This is a genomic window from Psychroflexus halocasei, from assembly GCF_900107595.1.
Lineage (GTDB): Bacteria > Bacteroidota > Bacteroidia > Flavobacteriales > Flavobacteriaceae > Psychroflexus > Psychroflexus halocasei.
Genome location: NZ_FNQF01000002.1, coordinates 147,592 through 168,771, shown reverse-complemented (window position 1 = coordinate 168,771; position 21,180 = coordinate 147,592). Strand labels below are relative to the sequence as shown.

Below are 21,180 nucleotides of genomic sequence, written 5' to 3'. Positions count from 1 at the left end.
TTAAGAGGCTAACCAATATTTTGATTATGCTTGTTAAAGTTTATGGAAGTGCTGTTTTTGGCGTTGATGCCACCACAATTACAGTCGAAATTAATATGGAAAGAGGAATCGGCTATCATTTAGTCGGTTTGCCTGATAATGCTATTCGTGAGAGCAGTTACAGAATCCAAGCTGCTTTAAAAAATAATGGCTATAAATTTCCTGGTAAAAAAATCATCATTAATATGGCGCCTGCCGATCTTCGTAAAGAAGGTTCGGCTTACGATTTAACTTTGGCACTCGGCATTTTATCAGCTTCTGATCAAATTAAAGCTGATGATATTGGAGATTACATTATCATGGGTGAACTCTCACTTGACGGAAGTTTGCAACCCATAAAAGGTGCTTTGCCAATTGCAATTAAGGCGAAGGAAGATGGCTTTAAAGGTTTTATTTTACCTAAACAAAACGCTAACGAAGCTGCGATAGTCTCTGGTTTGGATGTTTATGGTATTGAAAATATTACCGAAATTATTGAATTCTTCGATCAAAATAAAAAACTTGAACCAACAAAAATTGATACCCGTAAAATGTTTTACGAAAATTTGACGCATCCTGAATTTGACTTCGCTGATGTTAAAGGTCAAGAATCTATTAAAAGGTGTATGGAAATTGCAGCTGCTGGTGGTCATAACATCATTATGATTGGTCCGCCTGGGTCTGGAAAAACAATGTTAGCAAAGCGATTACCAAGTATTTTGCCACCTATGTCGCTTCATGAAGCTTTGGAGACGACTAAAATTCATTCGGTTGTTGGAAGAACAAACGGTCAAATGGGTTTAATGGCTGAACGACCTTTTAGAAGCCCACATCACACGATTTCAAACGTTGCCCTTGTCGGAGGCGGAACTTATCCGCAACCTGGCGAGATTTCTTTGTCGCATAATGGTGTTCTTTTTTTGGATGAACTGCCAGAGTTTCAGCGGACAGTTTTAGAAGTGATGCGTCAGCCTTTGGAAGATAGAGAAGTCACAATTTCACGAGCTAAATTTACGGTGACTTATCCATCGAGTTTTATGTTGGTAGCCAGTATGAATCCAAGTCCGAGTGGTTATTTTAACGATCCTGATGCGCCTGTAACTTCTTCGCCAGCAGAAATGCAACGTTACTTAAGCAAGATTAGCGGACCACTTTTAGATAGAATTGATATTCATATAGAAGTGACGCCAGTTCCTTTTGAAAAGTTGAGTGAAAAACGTCGAGCTGAAAGCAGTGTTGATATTAGAAAACGAGTGACAAAAGCGAGAGAGAAGCAAACTGAAAGATTTCAAAACTATGAAAATATCCACTACAATGCACAAATGGATGTGAAGCAAATCAAAGAATTTTGCGAGTTAGACCAGGCCTCAAATGATTTGTTAAAAACTGCGATGGAGCGTTTAAATTTATCAGCAAGAGCTTATGATCGCATTCTGAAAGTCTCTCGTACAATTGCAGATATTGAAGATTCTGTAAATATAACAGGCCAACACATCAGCGAAGCTATTCAGTACAGAAGTTTGGATCGTGATGGCTGGCTTGGTTAAATACATGTGAGGTTTAATCTCTAATGTTGATTGATTTTCCCTTTGGGTATTTGACTTTATAAGAATACTTCAATGTTTTCTGTGATTGCGAATCTAAAGTCAACTCCCAATTTAAGAACCCTTTGTCTTTATCGTAAAATGTTGCATCATGTTTGATATCTTCAACTTTGATTTCATCATTCTGTGAGATTGGTAATCTTTCCTGAACAAGTAATGAAATGCTTCTGTTTTTGTTATTCTTCATTTTAATATCATAAGCTTTTTCAACGATGCGTGTTCCTCCAAAAAATGATTTTGAACTCATTTTTTCTGGTTGCTCGCGCTCCAAAGTAATTTGTTGATCACTGCCTAAAGATATTGTCAGCTTTTCATCAATGTTTTGCGGAAGGATAGAAGTTGTACCGACATAAGTATTATCAAAGTAAATTTGTGCTTCACCAGTTAGTAAATCAATTTCTTCCCAATCGCTGACTTCTGCAATTAAGAAAACAGATGAAGAAAGTTCAGGCGCAGCAAAATATTGGTATTTGGTTTCTAAAGATTGTTTGTCAAGTTCAAATTGTTCGGCATCTCGACTACTTTTTAGATTAACTTTTTGAGGAATTTTAAAGTTTACAGCTGTTGTAGTATAATTTTTCTCAACAACAATTTCTTCTGCTTCAATATCTTCAATCACCATGTCATTTCTTTTTGCTGAAGCATAGCCAGTGACAACCACTTCACTAAGCATGGCACTATCTTCAATCATTTGAAAGCTTATGTTTGATGCGTAAATAGGAATATTTTCTGTTTTAAAACCGACATAACTAAATTCAAGACTTTTTGAATTATTAACTTGAATAGAGTAATTTCCATCAAAATCAGTTTGCGTTCCTTTTGATGTTCCCTTTAAAATAACATTGACACCAGGAAGCGGTCTGCCAGCTTCATCGTAAACTGTACCTGATACTCTTTTGATGCTTGGGTTGTAAGTTACATGAGAAAAACGGTTTCTTGAATTTCTATAAGTTCGATTAAAGTTTAAATAATACGGATTTAATTCAGGCTTTGTTTCTGTGCGATTTGGTTGTGCAGATGATAAGCTCAAATCAATATCAGACCAATCAGCACCAGTTTGTTGAAAAACATTGGCTTTATAAGTCAACTCAATGTCACTTGAAATATCTTGACTTTTTAAGTCGTAACTTGGGTACCAACCAGCATCATTCACAAAATATGAAAGCTCTAAATTTTTAAGCGATGCCTTAGTTACATTAAGGTCTAATGTGATTTTACCTCTATATTGTTTTTGATTTCCTCTTAATTTGTGAAGCTCATTTTGAACTTTTTGAACTTCTTCTTGTTGCTCTTTAAGTTTGATATTTAAGTCAAAAATAAGATTATTGATGTCTTCAATTTTATTTCTATAAAAATTAGCATAAGTATTCACTTTTGCAATGCTGATGTCTGATTGCTCACCAGTTAGCTTTTGGTTGTTTTTAAGTAATTCAAGCTCATTCTGGTAAGCTGTTATTTTACTTTGCGTTTGTGACTGATTCTTTTGAGCTTCTTCCAACTGATTTTTTAAATCATCGATTCCCCGACTTGTCTGATCTGTAATAAGGTAGTCACGTTCGTAATTGATTGAGTTGAGATCAATATCTTTTAAGCCTTTAATCATGATGCTTTCAGAAGAAATAGAAGGGGAGAGGTCTTCAAAAACAATGCTATGTTGACCTTTGGAAAGTTTTATGTTTGCTATTGCTTTAAGTTGTGCGCCTTGGTTGTAAACTGTTGCTGATTGAAGTTTTAAATCTGGAGTGACTACTTGAGCATTTGCACAAATAAAAGTGAATAAAATGAGGAAATATTTCATTGTTAAAGGTTTTGTGAAATTTAGTGAATATATGACTTCCACGAAAGAAGTTTGTATCTTTTCAAAAAAAAATTGTGATTGACATTAATTGTGATTTAGCCGAAGGCGGAAATCAAGATGCAGATATTATGCCACATATTTCAAGTTGTAATATTGCTTGCGGAGGACATTTTGGAAATATGTCAACTGTAGAAAAAGCAGTTCAGCTTGCCAAAAAAAATAAAGTTAAAATTGGAGCACATCCATCTTATCCAGATTTTGAAAATTTTGGAAGACAAAAAATAAATATTTCTTCTCAAAAATTGAAAGATTCTTTGAAAGAACAAATTCAACTTGTGATAAATTCTTGCCAGAAAAATAAGGTAAATTTACATCATATTAAAGCACATGGTGCACTTTATAATGCGATGGAAAATGACGATAAACTATGTCAAATTTTCTTTGAAGTTCTTCAAGAAATCGATCAGAAATTGATTGTTTTTGTCTCGCCAAAATCCAAATTGAGAGTTTATAAATCTTCTTTAATAAAATACTGGATTGAAGGATTTGGAGACCGAACTTATCAAGATGATTTAAGCTTAACATCGAGGTCAGAAAATGATGCTTTGTTGACAAAACCTGAAGATGTTTTGAACCAAATTTTAGCTCAAAAAAGGGCTTATATTGTCACTCAAAATAACCGTAAAATAACTCATAAATTTGATACAATTTGTTTGCATAGCGATACGCCAAATGCATTTGAAATAATCAAATATATAAGCTCAAATTTAGAGATCAATTAATATTAAAAAATTATGTATTTATGTTAGAAAATAATTTTGAAATTTCAGTCTTTAATGAGCATTCAATTTTAATACAATTTGACTTTCATATTGATGAAAAAAATGTAGATTTACTTTTGTTTTATAGAAATTTAATTATTGAAAAAAATAATAAATCTATACTTCAGGTAATCAATACATATAACTCATTATTAGTTATTTATGTTTTTGATATAGATAAAATCTATAGTGAAAAAGAGAGCTTAAAAGAGCTTATTTTATCTACTGAAGCTAACCAAGAATTCAATAGTGAAGTTTTTGAAATTCCAGTATGTTATGATGCAGAATACGGCTTCGATTTAGAACTTATATCTGAGCAAAATAATATAGAAATCAGTCAAATATCAGAGCTTCATTCTGCACGTCAATATCGTGTTTTTTTTATTGGCTTTTTACCTGGTTTTCCTTATCTCTCCCACGTCGATCAACGACTTGAAATTAAGCGTAAAAAAAGACCTCGGTCAAGCATCCCAAAAGGTAGTGTTGGTATTGCAGGTTTACAGACAGGGATTTACCCAGAATCTTCTCCTGCAGGATGGCAAATAATCGGTAAAACGCCTCTACATCTTTTCGATAAAATCAATAAAAAATCACTGTTATCTGCTGGTGATTATGTTCGGTTTAAACCTGTTTCTAAAAGTGAGTTTTTAGAAATAGAAGATCAAGTTTTTCATGAATCGTATCAAATACAAATTTCTTAATTATGGCAATTCAACTTTTAAATTCTGGGCCACTTATTTCAGTTCAAGATTCAGGTAGATTTTTGGGATTGCAAGATGGAATTCCACTCTCAGGTGTGATGGATAAAAATTTATTTTTTGAAACAAACCGTATTTTAAAAAATGAAATAAATTTACCTTCTTTGGAAATATTTATGCAAAATTTTCAAATTAAGTTCACAAAAAATACATGTTTTAGCGTTGGTGCTTATGATGCAGAAGTTTATTTGAATAAGGATAAAATTGATCTTTTAAAAGCTTATTCTGTTAAATCTGGCGACATATTAAAAATTAAAAAAATTAATAAAGGTGTTTGGTCTTATCTTTCAGTCAAGGACGGCTTCAAGTCTTCATCTGTTTTGGGAAGTTGTAGTCGTTATGAAAAATTAAACATGCAGGCATTTAAGAACAAAAATGATTTGTTAGACTATGATGCTTTCGAAGGAGACATACAGCCATCTGTTGTTAAGCTCAATGATTTTGACCATTTTCGCATTGAGCTTGATTGTGTTGCTTTACCAGAGTCTAAGTTTTTGTCAGAAACAGTTAAATATCAATTGTTTAATGCTGAGTTTACATTATCACGGAATTCAAATCGGCAAGCTTATCAACTTAATGAACGTCTTAATAATACGCTGTCTGAGATAACAACTGGTGCTGTTTTACCAGGTACAGTTCAGTTAACATCAGGTGGTCATTTAATGATATTAATGCGTGATAGTCAAGTGACAGGCGGATATCCAAGGGTTTTACAAGTTAAAGAAAATTCACTTTCGCGGCTATCTCAAATGCGACCTGATGCCAAAATTAAATTTAGATTATCTAAAGAATTTTAAAAGCTTTTTAAATAAAACTGTTTTATTGTAGGGTGGATATTTAATAGGAACATCTAAATATGTTTTTCTGTTAACTACAGACTTTTGACGTGTAAATACATTAAATGAATGTTTTCCGTGATAATTACCAACACCACTTTTGCCAACACCGCCAAAAGGTAGTTTATCATTAACAAAATGTACAACTGTGTCGTTGATAACACCGCCACCAAAATCATATTTTTGAATCATTTTGTCTTGAAAGGTTCTATTTTCTGAAAAAACATAAAGAGCTAATGGTTTGTCGTTTTTTAAACTAATCTTTTCTAAATCTTCCTCATTTTTATAACTGATGATTGGTAGAATTGGTCCGAAAATTTCTTCTTTCATTAACTTACTTTCTAAATCAGGGTTTAAAACAAGCGTCGGCTCTATGAAAAGTTCGTTGTCTGCATACTTGCCACCTGAAATAATATTTTGATTTTCTAGTAAACCCACTAAACGCTCGAAATGCTTTTGGCTAATGATTCGTGCGTAGTTTTCTGATTCTTTTGCATCTTTACCATAGAATTCATGAAGATTTTTTTGAAGACTCTCTATAAATTCATTTAAAATATTTTCATGAACGAGAAGATAATCAGGAGCGATACAAGTTTGGCCAGCATTAAGAAATTTTCCCCAAAGAATGCGTTTTACACTTGTGTTTATTTTAGCGGTTTTATCAACAATACAAGGATTTTTGCCACCGAGTTCTAAACAATGCGGTGTCATGTTTTTCGCTATTTTTTGAGAAACAATTTTGCCGACATTAACGCTTCCTGTAAAGAAAACAAAATCCCACTTGAGATCTAAAAGATAATCAGCAGTTTCGGCATCGCCTTGTATGACTTGACAAACTTCTGGTTTAAATACTTCAGAAATGAGAATTTCTAAAATTTGTGCAGTTTTTGGAGCGTATTCAGAGGGTTTTAAAATCACAGTATTCCCTGTTGCAATGGCTCCAATTAGAGGTGTTATTGCTAATTGGAAAGGATAATTCCAAGGTGAAATGACCAATATATTTCCCCAAGGAACGTGAAAGATTTTATCAGAAGAAGGGAAGTTAATCAAGTCGGAACTGACTCTTTCAGGTTTTTGCCATTTTTTTAAGTTCTTGATAAAGAGATTAATTTCCTTGTAAACGACGAGCAATTCTGTCGTCAAAGTCTCGAATTCAGGTTTTTTAAAATCCTCATCAAGTGCAGCAATGATGTCTTCTTCTTTTTGCTTTATGTTTTGTTTTAAAACCTTTAAAAGTTTTATACGTTCAGGAACAGAAGCAACCGTCTGATGATTAAAGTATTGTTTCTGCGATTGATAAGCTTTTGTGATTTCTCTTTTGTCCATAAATTCTGATCCTGATGAAATAAATTAGTCTTAAATTAAGTTATAGTTATAACAAAGTTTAGTTTATTTGTTGAATCTAAAAATTTTTCACGAAATGCATCTAAAGTTTAATTTATTCTTAGGGTTTTTAATACTTTCAAGTGTTGTTTTTGCACAAAATGACACCATTAAAACAGAGAAATTAATTATTGTAAAGCAGTATTCACCAACAGTTAATGATGCTTTTAAAATTAAACAACGTCCTACAGAAAGTGATAGTGTTTCGACTGAAGTCAAACGTATTGATTATACTTTCTTAAATGTGCCAGTTGCTTCAACATTTACTCCTGCAAAAGGTCGTGCATCAAGAGTTATTTTGCCAACAAAAGCTGACATGTATGATAATTATGCGCGATTAGGTTTTGGTAATTTTACCACATTATTAGGCGAGCTTTATTCAACTTTTGATCTAAATAATGGTAAAACTTTGGACCTTAACTTTTCTCATTTATCATCTCAAGGCGGAATAGATGAATTGTTGATTGATGACAAATACTATAACACACATCTTGATGTTGGATTGAGTTCTGAAACGCGAGATTACGCATGGTCAGGTGCAGTTCACGTGAATCATGATGTTTATAATTGGTATGGTTTACCAAAGGATTTTGATAAAACGAGTCTGATTGATGATACACAACAAACCTATATGAACTTGGGTTTTAATGGAAAAATTGAACCTTTGGGAAGAACTTTTATTCGTTCAGCTCAATTGAGATACGATATTTTTTCTGACGATTTTAAAGCTATGGAGCATGATTTCAATTTTAAAGTTGATTCAGATTTAGACCTTGGTTATGATGATATCTTATCAACAACACTTGAAGTGGATTACCTTTCGACTGGTTACGGAGAATCTTACACACCTATCGGGTTTCAGGACTATTCATTTTTCAATATAAGTTTATATCCTAAAATGAGATTTGATATATCAGGATTGGATTTAAATGTGGGAGCAAAAGTTGCTTATAGTTCTGATATCGAGTATTCTGACAGCGAATTTTATATTTATCCGAAAATTAGTTTGAATTATAATTTAACGGAAGACTTCAATGTTTTTGCTGGTGCAAAAGGAGATTTAAATCAGAATACATACAGAGAGTTTGTTGATGAAAACCCTTTTGTGTCTCCTAATTTACCAATTACGCCGACGAGTACTTCTTATGATGTTTATGGAGGAATACAAGGGAAATTTGATAAATTAAACTACTTAGCAAAAGTGTCTTATGCTCAGCATGATAACTATGCTTTATTCCGCCATAACACAATGCCTCCACTAAATATAGGTGTTTATCCTTTTGAACAGAACAATAGTTTTGGTGTTGTATACGATGATATGTCTCAACTCAATTTTAATTTTTCTTTAAATTATACGCCTCACGAGGATTTAGACTTGGGTTTTGATGCGAATTACAATGTTTATGATACAGATTCTCAACAAGAAGCTTGGAATTTACCAGAAATAGAAGCTCAAATTTTTGGTTATTATGAATTCACTGATCAATGGAGGTTTGGTGCAACAGCATATTTTGTTGGCGAACGCGAATCTTATGATTTATCTTTAAATTCTAATATTAATGCTTTTGAATACAGGTCAAAAACCCAAGATGCGTTTGTTGATTTAAATGCTGAAATTGAGTATCAAATCAATCCTCAGTTTGCTGTGTTTATTAGAGGCAACAACCTTTTAGGAAGTGATAAAGAGCGATGGAAAAATTACGAGGTTCAAGGAATACAGGTGCTTGGAGGTTTAACATACAAGTTTAATTGGTAATAATGAGTTCTTCATAACTTAACATACAAGAAACATTTGATTATGGTGTCTTATTTAGTTTTGCAATTAAGAACCATGCTTAATTAATATAATGAGTAAAAAATCAAAGAAAGCTAAAAAGGCAAAAAAGTTTAAAAGGTATGACAGGAGTCGGCCATATCTAAATATCCTAGACTTTTTAACTGTTGAGAAAAACTTTTTAGCAATTGTTATTGTTGGGATTATCGTTGCTGCAATATCTACATCACACACATCTGTTGCAATGTGGGTTGGATTCTTTTTCGCGGCTTACGCTGCAGTTGCTAATGACAGTATCCAATCACTCGGAACCTTTATTGAAAGTAATAAAGCCAAGAAATGGTGGGTTTTATGGCTTTTTATTGGAGGAATTTTTCTAGCTACAGTCGCCTTTAGTTGGGTTTATTTTGATGGAGATGTGACTTATCAAAGGTTAACGAATCCAGATGGAACCTCAGATTACCCGCACCCAGATCAATTTACGTTTTTCCAAATTATAGCACCTCTGGTTTTGCTGATTTTGACAAGACTCAGAATGCCAGTGTCAACGACATTTTTACTCTTAAGTGTTTTTAGTGCTGATACATCAGGAATTACATCAGTTGTTTTTAAGAGTTGGACGGGCTATATTATGGCATTTGTTCTTTCATTTACAATTTGGTATCTCTCTTATAAAGCAATTCGAAAGTATTTTAAAAGTAGGAAACATAGCAATTATTGGACAGCAATTCAATGGGTTGTTAGTGGCTCACTATGGGCAACATGGGTAATGCAAGATGGTGCAAATATTGCTGTATTTTTACCTAGAGAACAAACATTTGCACAGTTCTCGATTTTTTCAATTTCAATATTTCTTGGCTTAGGTTTACTTTTTTACCTTCGAGGTGATAAAATCCAAGGTGTTGTTAGTGAAAAAACACGTATTTCAGATATAAGAGCCGCGACCTTAATCGATTTATCTTATGTGGTTTTATTAATATACAAACTTTTTATTTCTACAGTTCCAATGAGTACAACTTGGGTTTTCTTAGGAATTATTGGTGGTCGAGAAATAGCGATTAGTTTATCAAGACGTAAAAAAGGTAATAAACATAAAAAGAAAGCAATCCGAATGATTGGTCGTGATTTTGCTTCTGCAATGACAGGTTTAGCGATATCGATTATTCTCGCAGCAAGTGGAAATAAAGCGATTAGAGAAGAAATATTTAATTCGATTGTAAATTTATTTTAAATATTTAAACTTGAAAAATACTCTATTTTATTTGTTTGCAGGAATAACCGTTTCTCTAAGTGGTTGTCAATCTAAACAGAAACAAAGCATAGATAAAATCATTCATAATGCACTGATTTACACAGTTGATGAAGATTTTTCAAAGGTTTCAACGATTGTGATTAATTCAGATACCATAGTTGAAGTAGGTTCTCAAGATTTACTGAATAAGTACAAAGCAAATGAAATTATAGATGCCAAAAATAAAATTATTTTACCTGGGTTAATTGATGCACACGCACATTTTTACGGGTTAGGTTTACAACAAAGTCGAGTTGATTTAGTTGGAGCTCAATCTTTTGAAGAAGTGCTTTCTAGGTTAAATGATTTCAGACTTAACAATCCCGAAGTTGAAATTTATTCAGGTCGTGGTTGGGATCAAAACTTATGGGAAAACAAAGAGTTTCCTAATCGCTCACTTTTAGATAAAGCTTTTCCTTTTAAACCAGTTATTTTGACTCGTATTGATGGTCATGCTTTACTTGCAAATGAGAGGGCTTTAAAAATGGCAGGAATCGATGAAAATACAAAAGTATCTGGTGGAGAAATCATTAAAAATAATAAAGGAGAAATCACAGGTGTATTAATCGATAATGCGATGGATCTTGTCTATGATATTATCCCTGAACCTGATACAAAACAAATTTCTAAAGCTCTATTTGAAGCTGAAAATATCACTTCTCGTTATGGTTTGACTTCAGTTGTTGATGCAGGATTAGACAAATCTGTGATTGATATTATTGATAGTTTACAACAAAAAAATGAGTTAAAAACGCGTTTGTATGCAATGCTTTCTAATAAACCTGAAAATATTGATTACTATATTGAAAATGGCAATTACAAAAGCAAGACATTAAATGTTCGTAGTGTAAAAGTATATGCTGATGGTGCTTTAGGCTCACGTGATGCAGCTTTAAAAAAACCTTATAGCGATAGGGAAAATCATTTTGGTAGCTTGATTATTGGTCTTGAAGAATTTAATGAATTATCAAAAAAACTGACTGATTCAGATTTGCAGATGAACACACATGCCATTGGCGATTCTGCTAATTATGTAGTTCTAAATCAATATAGTAAAGTTTTAAAAGATAAATCTAATAAACGTTGGAGAGTTGAACACGCACAAATTCTAGATGCGTCAGATTTTGATTTTTTTGATGGGGACAACATCATAGCTTCTGTTCAACCAACGCATGCAACGAGTGATATGTATTGGGCTGAAGATCGATTAGGTGAAGAAAGAATCAAAAATGCTTATGCTTATAAAAAATTACTTGATCAATCAGGAAAAATAGCACTTGGAACAGATTTTCCAATTGAAAAAGTCAATCCAATTCTAACGTTTTATGCAGCAGTGAGTCGTCAAGATGTAGAAAATTATCCTGAAGGTGGTTTTCAAAAACAAAATGCTCTATCACGTGAAGAAGCGCTTAAAGGAATGACAATTTGGGCTGCATACGCAAACTTTGAGGAAGGTGAGAAAGGAAGTCTTGAGCCTGGTAAATTTGCTGATTTAACGATACTTGATCGAGACATCATGAAAATTCCATTATCTGAAATTCCTGAAACTAAAGTTTTGAGAACCTATATTGGTGGCAAACGTATTTTTCCAAAAGAGCTAAAATCAGAATAGTTTTAATTCTGCTAAATAACTTTCATGTTCTTGAATTAAAAAACGGCAAGCAAAGCCGTTTTTTTCTGCACTAATTTTTAGTTTTTCAAAATCGAGATATAACCAATCAAATTTTTCTGAACAGTAATTTTTGTAAGAAATTTGATAGTTCATTTCTCCATAATAATGATCAAACTCATCTTCATCAAATAGATATCTGAGATTAGTGGAATCAAGATAAATACGAGCTTCAGGTTTAATAATTTCTTTCAGTTTTTTAAAAAATTTATCAAGTCGATCTACTTTTCCGACAATGCCGATGCCATTCATCAAGAGTAAAACAGTGTCAAATTCTTTATAACTTGAATTGTCAAGCGTGAAAAAGTTCTCTTTTATAACGTTTTTTAGACCTCTTTGTTGGCAGACTTGAACAGATTTTTCTGAAATATCAATACCGTAAACATCATGATTTTTTTTATTTAAATCTAAAAGATGTGAACCTGTACAACAACCGATATCTAATACTTTTTTCTCAGACAAATCGATTGCTGTTTTTTCGATCATTGGCATTTCATCATAGTTTCTAAAAAGGTAATCAACAGGAATGAGATCAGTGTCAAAGTCTTTAGCATGAACTTGAATCGGACTTGTGTCTTGGTTTTTATAAAAGGCTTCTACAGCTAATCCAAAAACATCTGTATGTAAATCAAAAGTTTGATTATTTAAATTAATTTTGCGCAATGGAGGAATTTTTAAACGACTTGCCAAAGTTAGCAAAAGAGAAGCATAAGGTGCATAAAAAGTTTTTGAAAAAACTAAAACAAAAACCACCAAAATCTCTGGATCAACAAATGCAAGAATTGCATGATGAAACTTTCGAAAAAATCGACTGTTTAAACTGTGCAAATTGCTGCAAAACCACGGGGCCACTTTTTACGAATAAGGATATAGAAAGGATTGCGAAGCATTTCAAGATGAAACCTTCGCAATTTATCGAAACTTATCTACGCATTGATGAAGACAATGATTATGTGTTGGAACAATTACCATGTCCTTTTTTAGCTGATGATAATTACTGTTTAATTTATGATGTTCGACCAAAAGCTTGTGCTGAATTTCCACATACTGATCGTAAAAAGTTTCATCAGATCAACAATTTAACACTTAAAAATACAGAAATTTGTCCTGCTGCTTATCAAATTGTTGAAAAAATGATGGAACGTCTTAAACGTTAACTTCTGCTAATTGTTTCTTTTCTACATAAGCTTCTAAAACCTTAAAGAAATTTAAGATGTCCTCTTCTTCATTGCAAGTGTTAACTGTCACTAATCTTACAAATGTATGTTCATTGAAACTACCATAACCAACCATCAATTCAGCATCTTCATAGAGTGAATTGCAAAGTAGTTTTGGGTTGATCCCTTTGTAATTAAAACAAACAGAAACTGAATCTTCGTCACTGTAAACTGTGTAATCAGAATTGTTTTTCACATAATCAAGAGCAACATTAGCCAAGTGAAATTGTTTATCAACCAATTGCTCTAATCCTTTAGTTCCTATAGATTTCCAGAGTGTCCAAAATTTGAGAGCATCGTTACGCCTTCCACATTGAATCGATGTTTTGCCCAAGTTGTAATCATCACCATCAGTTTGGTATAAATAGTTAGCATCACATGCAAATGAATGTTTTAGATTTGCTTTGTCTTGAGTGACAATGATTGAGCAAGAAAGCGGAACACCAAGCATTTTATGAGCATTAAAACTAAATGAATCTGTTAGTTCTAATCCTTTTAAAAGATGTTTATATTGATCACTAAAAATCGCTGCTCCACAATATGCACCGTCAACATGTAGCCAAATATCTTTAGATTTGATGACATTGTGTATTGCTTTAATATCATCAAAAACACCTAAAACTGTTGTTCCAGCGGTCGCATTGACAAAACAGGGTTTATAGCCTGCTTCTTCGTCTTCAGCAATTTGTTGAGCTAATGCATCAACATCCATCTGTCCATTCGCATTGGTTTTAATATTCCTAATTTGATTTATACCAATTCCAGCAAATGTTGTATTTTTTTGAATAGAATAATGTGAATCTTCAGACGTGTAAACAATCATTTTTGACGAAACACCTTCGTTTTTAATTTTGCGATTGTGGGCATCTCTGGCCATAATTAAGGCCATGAAATTACTCATTGATCCGCCTGGAGGAAAAGTACCATCAGCATTTTCACTGTAGCCAATCAATTCACAAACTTTTTTGATAATATTTTTTTCGATACCAACTTGAGGTCCACCAACTTTATAAGTATACATGCTATTGTTAAGCATAGCAGCGATAAGTTCGCCTAAAGTTCCTTTAGATTGACGTCCGCCAAAAAGTTGATTAAAAAATAAGCTAGTTGACGTTCGCGGTGTATTGTAAACGACATCTGTCAAGGCTTTTTCGAAATTTTCTTCTGATAATGCTTCATCTTGAAGCTCTAAATCGAGTTGGTTTAACAATTCTTTTGGCGGTATAGGTTTTACGACGCCGTTTTCTTTTTCTTTTTGGAGAAGTTTAGTCGCTATTTTCTGAAATAATGATAAGTCTTCTTGCATTTGCATGTTCTGAAATTTATATTTACGAAAATATATAAATCAAAACCCTTTTTTCGTTAAATAGATTTAAAATTTTAAAAACGCATTACTTTGAAACAAATAACATCATTAAACCAACTTTTAGAGGAACTCCCAAAATGTGAAGGAAATGATTATGTACAAATTGCAAAAAATATGGATATTTCACCAGAAGATTTGAGTGCTTACGCTCATTTTTCTGATCAAACTTACACGAGAAATTGCATCATGAGAACTCAAAATTTTGAGTTGCTTTTGTTATGTTGGAATAAAGGTCAAAAGACTTCTATACACAGTCACGATGGTGAGGAATGTTGGGTTTATTTAGCTGAAGGTAAATTGCGTGAAAAGCGTTTTAAAGAAAGTGCTGATTCAATTGAAAAAATTGATGATACCAAAATGTCTCAATCTCGTTTATCTTATATGAATGATCACATGGGATACCATTCTTTAGAAAACATTGCAGATGATAAATCCATGAGTTTACATTTATATGTTTCGCCAATTGATGAGTGCAAGGTTTATGATGAAGAGGAAAAAATGTTTAAGGATAAAAACTTGAAATACTATTCTTACGAAGGAAAAATTTTAGATAATTAATATCATTTAATATGAACTGGACAACAGTTAAAGAGTTTGAGGATATCACTTACAAGAAATCCAATGGTGTTGCAAGAATTGCTTTTAATCGCCCTGATGTGAGAAATGCTTTTCGTCCGCAAACAACAAAAGAGCTTTATGAAGCTTTTTATGATGCTAATGAAGATACGTCAATAGGCGTTGTTTTACTAAGTGCTGAAGGCCCTTCTTCCAAAGATGGTGTTTACTCTTTCTGCAGCGGTGGTGACCAGAAAGCCAGAGGACATCAAGGTTATGTTGGTAATGATGGTTACCATAGGCTAAATATTCTAGAAGTACAGCGATTAATCCGTTTTATGCCTAAAGCTGTCATCGCAGTTGTACCTGGTTGGGCTGTTGGTGGCGGGCATTCTCTTCATGTTGTTTGTGATTTAACTTTAGCAAGTCAAGAACATGCTATTTTTAAGCAAACAGACGCTGATGTAACAAGCTTTGATGGTGGTTATGGTTCGGCTTACTTGGCTAAAATGGTGGGACAGAAAAAAGCGAGAGAAATCTTTTTCCTAGGAAGAAACTACTCAGCTCAAGAAGCTTATGAAATGGGAATGGTCAATGCTGTTATTCCTCATGAAGAACTTGAAGACACAGCTTATGAGTGGGCACAAGAGATTTTAGCAAAATCACCAACATCAATTAAAATGCTCAAATTTGCGATGAACTTAACTGATGACGGAATGGTTGGTCAACAAGTTTTTGCAGGAGAAGCAACCCGTTTAGCCTATATGACTGAAGAAGCCAAAGAAGGACGCAATGCATTTTTAGAAAAAAGAAAACCAAACTTTGAAAAGAAGTGGATTCCTTAAAACTTAAGTATATTTGTTAATCAAACACATGAAATATGTCACCAATTTTAACAGAAGAGGAGTTAGCAAAATATAAAAATCAATCAGCTGATTATGAAAAACAAATCGCTGAACGAGATGCTGCCATTAAACGACAGCAAAAAGAAAATGAAGCTGCCGAAAACAAAAAACGCACTGCAACGACAATTGCTGTTATTTTATTAATTCTTCTTTTATTGGTGATAGGTTTGGTTTACACAAGTCCTTCTACATTAGGGATTTCTACTGAGAATGCAACTACAGAAACCTCTCAACAAGATGAAGTTGTTACTTTAAAAAAAGAGAATGAAAATCTTAAACAAGAAGTTTCAGCTTTAGAAAGTCAGTTGGAGCAAAAACAAAGCTCTGTTGATTTTGAAGAGCCTGAAACTTATTTTTCAGTTCAGATAGGCGCGTTTGAACGTTATGAAGCTCCGACACTTTCCAAAGATTTCTTGGTTTTAAGAGGTGATGAAAATTATTATTTAAACTCATATTCTATCGGTGTTTTTCAAACTTTAGAAGAAGCACAAAAACTAAGATCAGCACTCGAAAAAATGGGATTTGATGATGTTTTTACTGCTAAATATAAAAACGCTAAACGCATTGACATCATTGAATAATATAACAGATCAGGAATTTGAAAATGTCTCATTAGATATTTCTAATTTGCCTGATTTTAAGGCAGTAGATACGCAAGGTTTAAACAAACGATACCTTATTTTTTTACGCTCTCGTTTACTTTTATTTTTTGTGCTTTATCTTACAGCCGCTGGACTTATTTATTTTTTGTCTAATATTCAAACGATAAACCTCATTTTGGTTTTAGGTGTCCCGTTTGTTATTTTTTTAATTTCCTTTATTGAAATTGAAATGGGCTTTCACAAACGTCAAGTTGGGGTGAGAGAGCATGATTTATATTACGCAAGAGGTTTTTTATACCATAAAGAAACACTAGTTCCTTTTAAAAATATTCAACATGTTGAAGTCAGCCAAAACCTGATTTTAAAATGGTTTAAATTATATGAAGTGATATTTTATACTGCAGGAGCTTCATCTGGAGATTTAAAAATTAAGGGCTTAGATGAGCAAACATCGCGAAGGCTTAAGGCTATTGTGATGCACAAAAACGAATCAGTTGAGGAAGGAAACCAACAACTTTAGAGAATCTAGACATCAGTCTTTTAATGGTGTTTTTTTAATATTTTTCGCTGATTTAATCAAACGCATCAAACAAAATATATATCTAATTGCGTTGCCTTTTGTTAGTGAAAGCGTTAGAGATTATATTCTTTATTTTTATTTGGGACTCATCGCCTTAGTCGTTCTTCAGTTTATTTATACTTATGTTCTTTTCAGAAAATATACATTTTATATCTCTGATGATGCTTTTCATCTTCATAAAGGCTTATTTAAAAGGCGTGAAATAGAAATTCCTTTTGATCGTATTCAAAACATCAATTTACAACAGAATTTTTTACAGCAGATACTATCCGTCGTAGGTTTAGATATTGAAACAGCTGGGGAATCAAAAGCTGAAGTACAAATAAGAGCTTTACGCAAAGAAGATGCAGAGGAACTTAAAAGATTATTGTTGGTCAGAAAGCATGAAAAGCTGTCGGAAGATGATTTGGATGATCAATTTATTTCTCAAGACGAAAGAAAGGATAAGCTTAATGACAATTTAAAATATAATGAAACTGTTGTATTTCAACTCGGTTTTTTTGAATTATTAAAAGTCGGTTTGAGTTCGAATATTTTGAAAGGGTTGAGTCTTGTTTTAGCCTTCATAGCTTATGCCTTTAATACTTTTTCAGATTTTCATAAGCAAAATTATGATGAGTTTTTAACTGAACAAATTACGACAAACAATCATTATTTCACCGGTCAATTATTGTTGATCTTTTTAGCTTTTTTTGCTTTTATTGCAATCGGATTTATAGTCACGGCCATATTTACCATCCTCAAGTATTTCAATCTCAGGGTTATCGAGCTTGATCAAGATTATGAAGTTGAGTATGGTCTTTTTAATCGATTCAAAAAAGTTTTGAAATCCTCAAAAGTGCAAACATTAGAGTTTAGAACAAACCCAGTTAGAAAACTATTTGGTTTTGAAAACGCTTTTGTAAGTCAAGCGAGTGCAGAAGAAACTTCAGAGAAGAATAAAATTGGCTTGGTGGGTTTACCTGCCGATTATGTGAAGCTTTTTTTTAAAATTCTATTCAATGGGAGAGTTTTAAATGAACAATCTTTTATAAAATTGAAATGCCAACTCTTTAGACTTCGAGTTGATTTATCACGTCTATTTTTTGTGATAATTGCTCTTATCTCATTATTTATTTGGCATCAATCTTCTATTTATTCATTTATCATCTTGCTTTTTTTATCAGTATTATTAGCTGTATTTTCTTATCTGAGAGTCAAAAAATCTTATGTTTCATTCTCTGATGATATGCTAAAAATTGGAAGTGGCATCATTGGAACCAGAACAACATATTTAGAAATCCATAAAATACAATCAATAAGAGTAAGCCAAAGTGTTTTTCAGAAAAGAAGAGGTCTATCAAGCTTAACAATTTATACCGCATCAGGAAGTTTGAAGGTTAAATATTTAGATGCTGAACATGTCAATAAATTAACGAACTACCTCATGTTTAAAATTGAAACTTCAAAACGAGAATGGATCTAATATAAAAAGGGCTTTGATTATTAATAATCAAAGCCCTTTAAGCAATATATAAATTCGATTTATAACTTATCTAATCGCTGGGAATTTTTGAGGATTGAATTCATGCATAATTGCATAAACTTTCTCAAAAACATCTTCTGCTGATGGTTTGGAGAAGTAATCTCCATCAGTTCCATAAGCAGGTCTGTGTTCTTTAGCTGTCAACGTTTGAGGTTTACTATCTAAATATTGATAAGCATTTTGCTCATCGATAATTTTTTGTAAAATAAAAGCAGAAGCACCTCCTGGGACATCTTCATCAATAACTAGCAAACGATTTGTTTTCTCAACGCTTTTAACGATGTCGTGATTTAAATCAAAAGGTGATAAAGATTGTACATCTATCAATTCGATATCAATACCAATTTCAGCTAATTCTTCAGCGGCTTGCTCTATAATTCTTAGCGTAGAACCATAAGAAACAACTGTTATATCTTGACCATCACGGATTGTTTCAACTTGACCGACAGGTGTTCTAAACTCACCTAAGTTAGATGGTAGCTTCTCTTTAAGTCTATAACCATTTAGGCATTCAACAATTAATGAAGGTTCATCACTTTCTAGCATTGTGTTATAGAAACCTGCAGCTTTAGTCATATTACGAGGAACAAGCAGATTGATACCACGAACAAGATGTAAAATTCCGCCCATTGGTGAACCTGAGTGCCAAATACCTTCCAGTCTGTGACCACGTGTTCTTACAATTAATGGTGATTTTTGTTTGCCTTTTGTTCTGTAAAGTGTTGTTGCTAAATCATCACTCATGATTTGTAAAGCATACAATAAATAATCGAGGTATTGGATTTCAGCAATTGGTCTTAAACCTCTTAATGACATCCCTATGCCTTGACCTAATATTGTTGCTTCACGGATTCCAGTATCAGAGACTCTGAGTTCTCCATACTTTTCCTGAAGCCCTTCTAAACCTTGATTAACATCACCAATTTCACCAGCATCTTCACCAAAAATTAGAGTCTCAGGCTTATTTTTGAAAATTGCATCAAAGTTATCACGCATAATGATTCTTGCATCAACTTCTTCTGAGTTGTCATCATATGCAGGAAGAACTTCAGCAATGTTTTTTGCACTTCCTTCATAGTCGCTCCATAAATGTTGGCTATAATCAGGTTGAACTTTCTCACTAAAATCTTCTAGCCAATTGATTAGATTTGATTTTGCTTTGTTTTGTTCGTGACGAGCATAACGTAAAGCTTTACGGCAATCAGCAAAAATTCTACTTTTAATTGTATCTGTATCTTCTTTTAATCCGTTGATTAAAGATTGAATTTTCTCATTCTCGTCTGAAGTATTTGCTAAATCTTCAAGAAGTTCTAGAGCTTCTTTCTTGAAGGTTTTGGCTTGTGTTCCAAAAGCTTTAACTGCAGCTTTCTTTCCATCGCGCACTTCTTTTTTGATAGATTTTTCAAGATCGCTTAATTCTTCATCAGTCGCAATTCCTTTGCTAATCATCCATTCGCGCATCTTTAAATTACAGTCATGCTCAGTTTCCCACTCTAAACGTTCTTTACTTTTGTAACGTTCGTGTGAGCCAGAGGTAGAGTGACCTTGCGGCTGAGTTAATTCAATAACATGTATTAAAACAGGAACATGTTCCTCTCTTGCTATTTTTTCGGCTCTTTGGTAAGCATCGATTAATGCTGCGTAATCCCAACCTTTAACTTTGATGATTTCGTAACCTTTATCTTCGTTATCTCTTTGGAATCCGCTTAATATTTTTGAAATATTTTCTTTTGTTGTCTGGTGCTTGGCGTGTACAGAAATTCCATACTCATCATCCCAAACATTAATGACCATAGGAACTTGTAAAACTCCGGCTGAGTTGAATGTCTCCCAGAAAAGGCCTTCACTCGTGCTCGCATTACCGATTGTTCCCCAAGCAATTTCATCTCCATTTTTAGAGAATTTTTCAGTGTCAATTCCTTCAACATTTCTGTAAATCTTTGAAGCTTGTGCAAGACCTAAAAGTCTTGGCATTTGCCCAGCTGTTGGAGATATATCAGCACTTGAGTTTTTTTGTTCAGTGAGGTTTTTCCATGAGCCATCCTCATTTAAGCTGTGTGTCATAAAGTGTCCACCCATTTGGCGGCCACCAGACATTGGCTCATCTTCAATATTTGTGTTGGCGTATAAGCCAGAAAAAAACTGTTCTATTGTCAGTTGGCCAATAGCCATCATAAATGTTTGGTCACGGTAATATCCTGATCTGAAATCACCGTTTTTAAAAGATTTTGCCCAAGCGAGTTGAGGTACTTCTTTCCCATCACCGAAGATCCCGAATTTTGCTTTACCTGTAAGCACTTCGCGTCTTCCTAATAAACTGCATTCACGACTTGTGACAGCAATTTTGTAATCTTCTAAAACTTCTTTTTTGAAGTCTTCAAATGAAATATCTTTATTTTGTGCGACGTCTTGCATTCGTATGAATTTTAGTTCTTGCGAATGTAAGAAAAATGTAGTAAATAATCAAGTACTGAAAGC

Annotated in this window: 18 protein-coding genes; 13 read left to right on the top strand and 5 right to left on the bottom strand. The window is 33.2% G+C overall.

Going from position 1 to position 21,180, the window contains the following annotated elements:
• Positions 1-26: 26 nt before the first annotated feature.
• Positions 27-1,565, top strand: a complete 1,539-nt coding sequence (locus BLV84_RS02835; protein ID WP_093239242.1) for a YifB family Mg chelatase-like AAA ATPase — start codon at positions 27-29, stop codon at positions 1,563-1,565.
• Positions 1,566-1,578: 13 nt separating this feature from the next.
• Here the strand turns inward: BLV84_RS02835 and BLV84_RS02830 are convergent, their stop codons facing one another.
• Positions 1,579-3,420, bottom strand: coding sequence for a mucoidy inhibitor MuiA family protein (locus BLV84_RS02830; protein WP_143521313.1), 1,842 nt, complete (start codon positions 3,418-3,420; stop codon positions 1,579-1,581).
• 74 nt (positions 3,421-3,494) lie between these two features.
• Between BLV84_RS02830 and pxpA the strand changes: the two genes are divergently transcribed.
• From pxpA to BLV84_RS02815, 3 genes are read left to right on the top strand one after another with little or no spacing between them, the layout of a single operon-like run.
• Positions 3,495-4,202 (top strand): 5-oxoprolinase subunit PxpA, encoded by a 708-nt coding sequence (pxpA, locus tag BLV84_RS02825; protein ID WP_234953081.1) that lies wholly within the window; start codon positions 3,495-3,497, stop codon positions 4,200-4,202.
• Positions 4,203-4,222: 20 nt separating this feature from the next.
• Positions 4,223-4,942 carry a 5-oxoprolinase subunit PxpB gene (gene pxpB, locus BLV84_RS02820; RefSeq protein WP_093239234.1) on the top strand — a complete coding sequence of 240 codons (720 nt, stop codon included), beginning with the start codon at positions 4,223-4,225 and terminating at the stop codon, positions 4,940-4,942.
• Between the two features lie 2 nt (positions 4,943-4,944).
• Positions 4,945-5,796 (top strand): 5-oxoprolinase subunit C family protein, encoded by an 852-nt coding sequence (locus BLV84_RS02815; protein ID WP_093239231.1) that lies wholly within the window; start codon positions 4,945-4,947, stop codon positions 5,794-5,796.
• Here the strand turns inward: BLV84_RS02815 and BLV84_RS02810 are convergent.
• Positions 5,779-7,161, bottom strand: coding sequence for an aldehyde dehydrogenase (locus tag BLV84_RS02810; RefSeq protein WP_093239229.1), 1,383 nt, complete (start codon positions 7,159-7,161; stop codon positions 5,779-5,781). The genes BLV84_RS02815 and BLV84_RS02810 overlap by 18 nt on opposite strands.
• Before the next feature lie 94 nt (positions 7,162-7,255).
• On the opposite strand from BLV84_RS02810, the gene BLV84_RS02805 reads away from it, so the two are divergent.
• The 3 genes from BLV84_RS02805 (at position 7,256) to BLV84_RS02795 (ending at position 11,895) form a co-directional block, all read left to right on the top strand.
• Positions 7,256-8,974 (top strand): TonB-dependent receptor, encoded by a 1,719-nt coding sequence (locus tag BLV84_RS02805; RefSeq protein ID WP_093239226.1) that lies wholly within the window; start codon positions 7,256-7,258, stop codon positions 8,972-8,974.
• A 91-nt stretch (positions 8,975-9,065) separates the two neighbouring features.
• The gene (locus BLV84_RS02800) at positions 9,066-10,223 is read left to right on the top strand and encodes a hypothetical protein (protein WP_093239223.1); all 1,158 of its coding nucleotides are present in this window, start codon (positions 9,066-9,068) and stop codon (positions 10,221-10,223) included.
• A gap of 10 nt (positions 10,224-10,233) precedes the next feature.
• A complete protein-coding gene (locus BLV84_RS02795; protein WP_234953080.1) occupies positions 10,234-11,895 on the top strand; it encodes an amidohydrolase in 1,662 nt (553 codons plus the stop codon).
• On the opposite strand, the gene BLV84_RS02790 is transcribed toward BLV84_RS02795, so the two are convergent.
• Positions 11,887-12,615, bottom strand: coding sequence for a class I SAM-dependent methyltransferase (locus tag BLV84_RS02790; RefSeq protein ID WP_234953079.1), 729 nt, complete (start codon positions 12,613-12,615; stop codon positions 11,887-11,889). The two genes, BLV84_RS02795 and BLV84_RS02790, sit on opposite strands and share 9 nt — an antisense overlap.
• Between BLV84_RS02790 and BLV84_RS02785 the strand changes: the two genes are divergently transcribed.
• Positions 12,615-13,109 (top strand): YkgJ family cysteine cluster protein, encoded by a 495-nt coding sequence (locus tag BLV84_RS02785; protein WP_093239217.1) that lies wholly within the window; start codon positions 12,615-12,617, stop codon positions 13,107-13,109. The two genes, BLV84_RS02790 and BLV84_RS02785, sit on opposite strands and share 1 nt — an antisense overlap.
• On the opposite strand, the gene BLV84_RS02780 is transcribed toward BLV84_RS02785, so the two are convergent.
• On the bottom strand, positions 13,099-14,481 hold the full coding sequence (locus BLV84_RS02780) for a pyridoxal phosphate-dependent decarboxylase family protein (protein WP_317041000.1): 1,383 nt from the start codon (positions 14,479-14,481) through the stop codon (positions 13,099-13,101). The genes BLV84_RS02785 and BLV84_RS02780 overlap by 11 nt on opposite strands.
• Before the next feature lie 84 nt (positions 14,482-14,565).
• Between BLV84_RS02780 and BLV84_RS02775 the strand changes: the two genes are divergently transcribed.
• Genes BLV84_RS02775 through BLV84_RS02755 form a run of 5 tightly spaced genes read left to right on the top strand, consistent with a single transcriptional unit; the run spans position 14,566 to position 18,642 of the window.
• Positions 14,566-15,093, top strand: a complete 528-nt coding sequence (locus BLV84_RS02775; RefSeq protein WP_093239213.1) for a cysteine dioxygenase — start codon at positions 14,566-14,568, stop codon at positions 15,091-15,093.
• 11 nt (positions 15,094-15,104) lie between these two features.
• On the top strand, positions 15,105-15,935 hold the full coding sequence (locus tag BLV84_RS02770) for a 1,4-dihydroxy-2-naphthoyl-CoA synthase (protein WP_093239210.1): 831 nt from the start codon (positions 15,105-15,107) through the stop codon (positions 15,933-15,935).
• Positions 15,936-15,970: 35 nt separating this feature from the next.
• Positions 15,971-16,576 carry a hypothetical protein gene (locus BLV84_RS02765; RefSeq protein WP_093239207.1) on the top strand — a complete coding sequence of 202 codons (606 nt, stop codon included), beginning with the start codon at positions 15,971-15,973 and terminating at the stop codon, positions 16,574-16,576.
• The gene (locus BLV84_RS02760; protein WP_159429384.1) at positions 16,569-17,117 is read left to right on the top strand and encodes a PH domain-containing protein; all 549 of its coding nucleotides are present in this window, start codon (positions 16,569-16,571) and stop codon (positions 17,115-17,117) included. The genes BLV84_RS02765 and BLV84_RS02760 overlap by 8 nt, the downstream gene beginning before the upstream one ends.
• Positions 17,092-18,642 carry a PH domain-containing protein gene (locus tag BLV84_RS02755; protein WP_093239196.1) on the top strand — a complete coding sequence of 517 codons (1,551 nt, stop codon included), beginning with the start codon at positions 17,092-17,094 and terminating at the stop codon, positions 18,640-18,642. The genes BLV84_RS02760 and BLV84_RS02755 overlap by 26 nt, the downstream gene beginning before the upstream one ends.
• Before the next feature lie 66 nt (positions 18,643-18,708).
• On the opposite strand, the gene BLV84_RS02750 is transcribed toward BLV84_RS02755, so the two are convergent.
• On the bottom strand, positions 18,709-21,117 hold the full coding sequence (locus BLV84_RS02750) for an alpha-ketoacid dehydrogenase subunit alpha/beta (protein ID WP_093239193.1): 2,409 nt from the start codon (positions 21,115-21,117) through the stop codon (positions 18,709-18,711).
• Between the last annotated feature and the right edge of the window lie 63 nt (positions 21,118-21,180).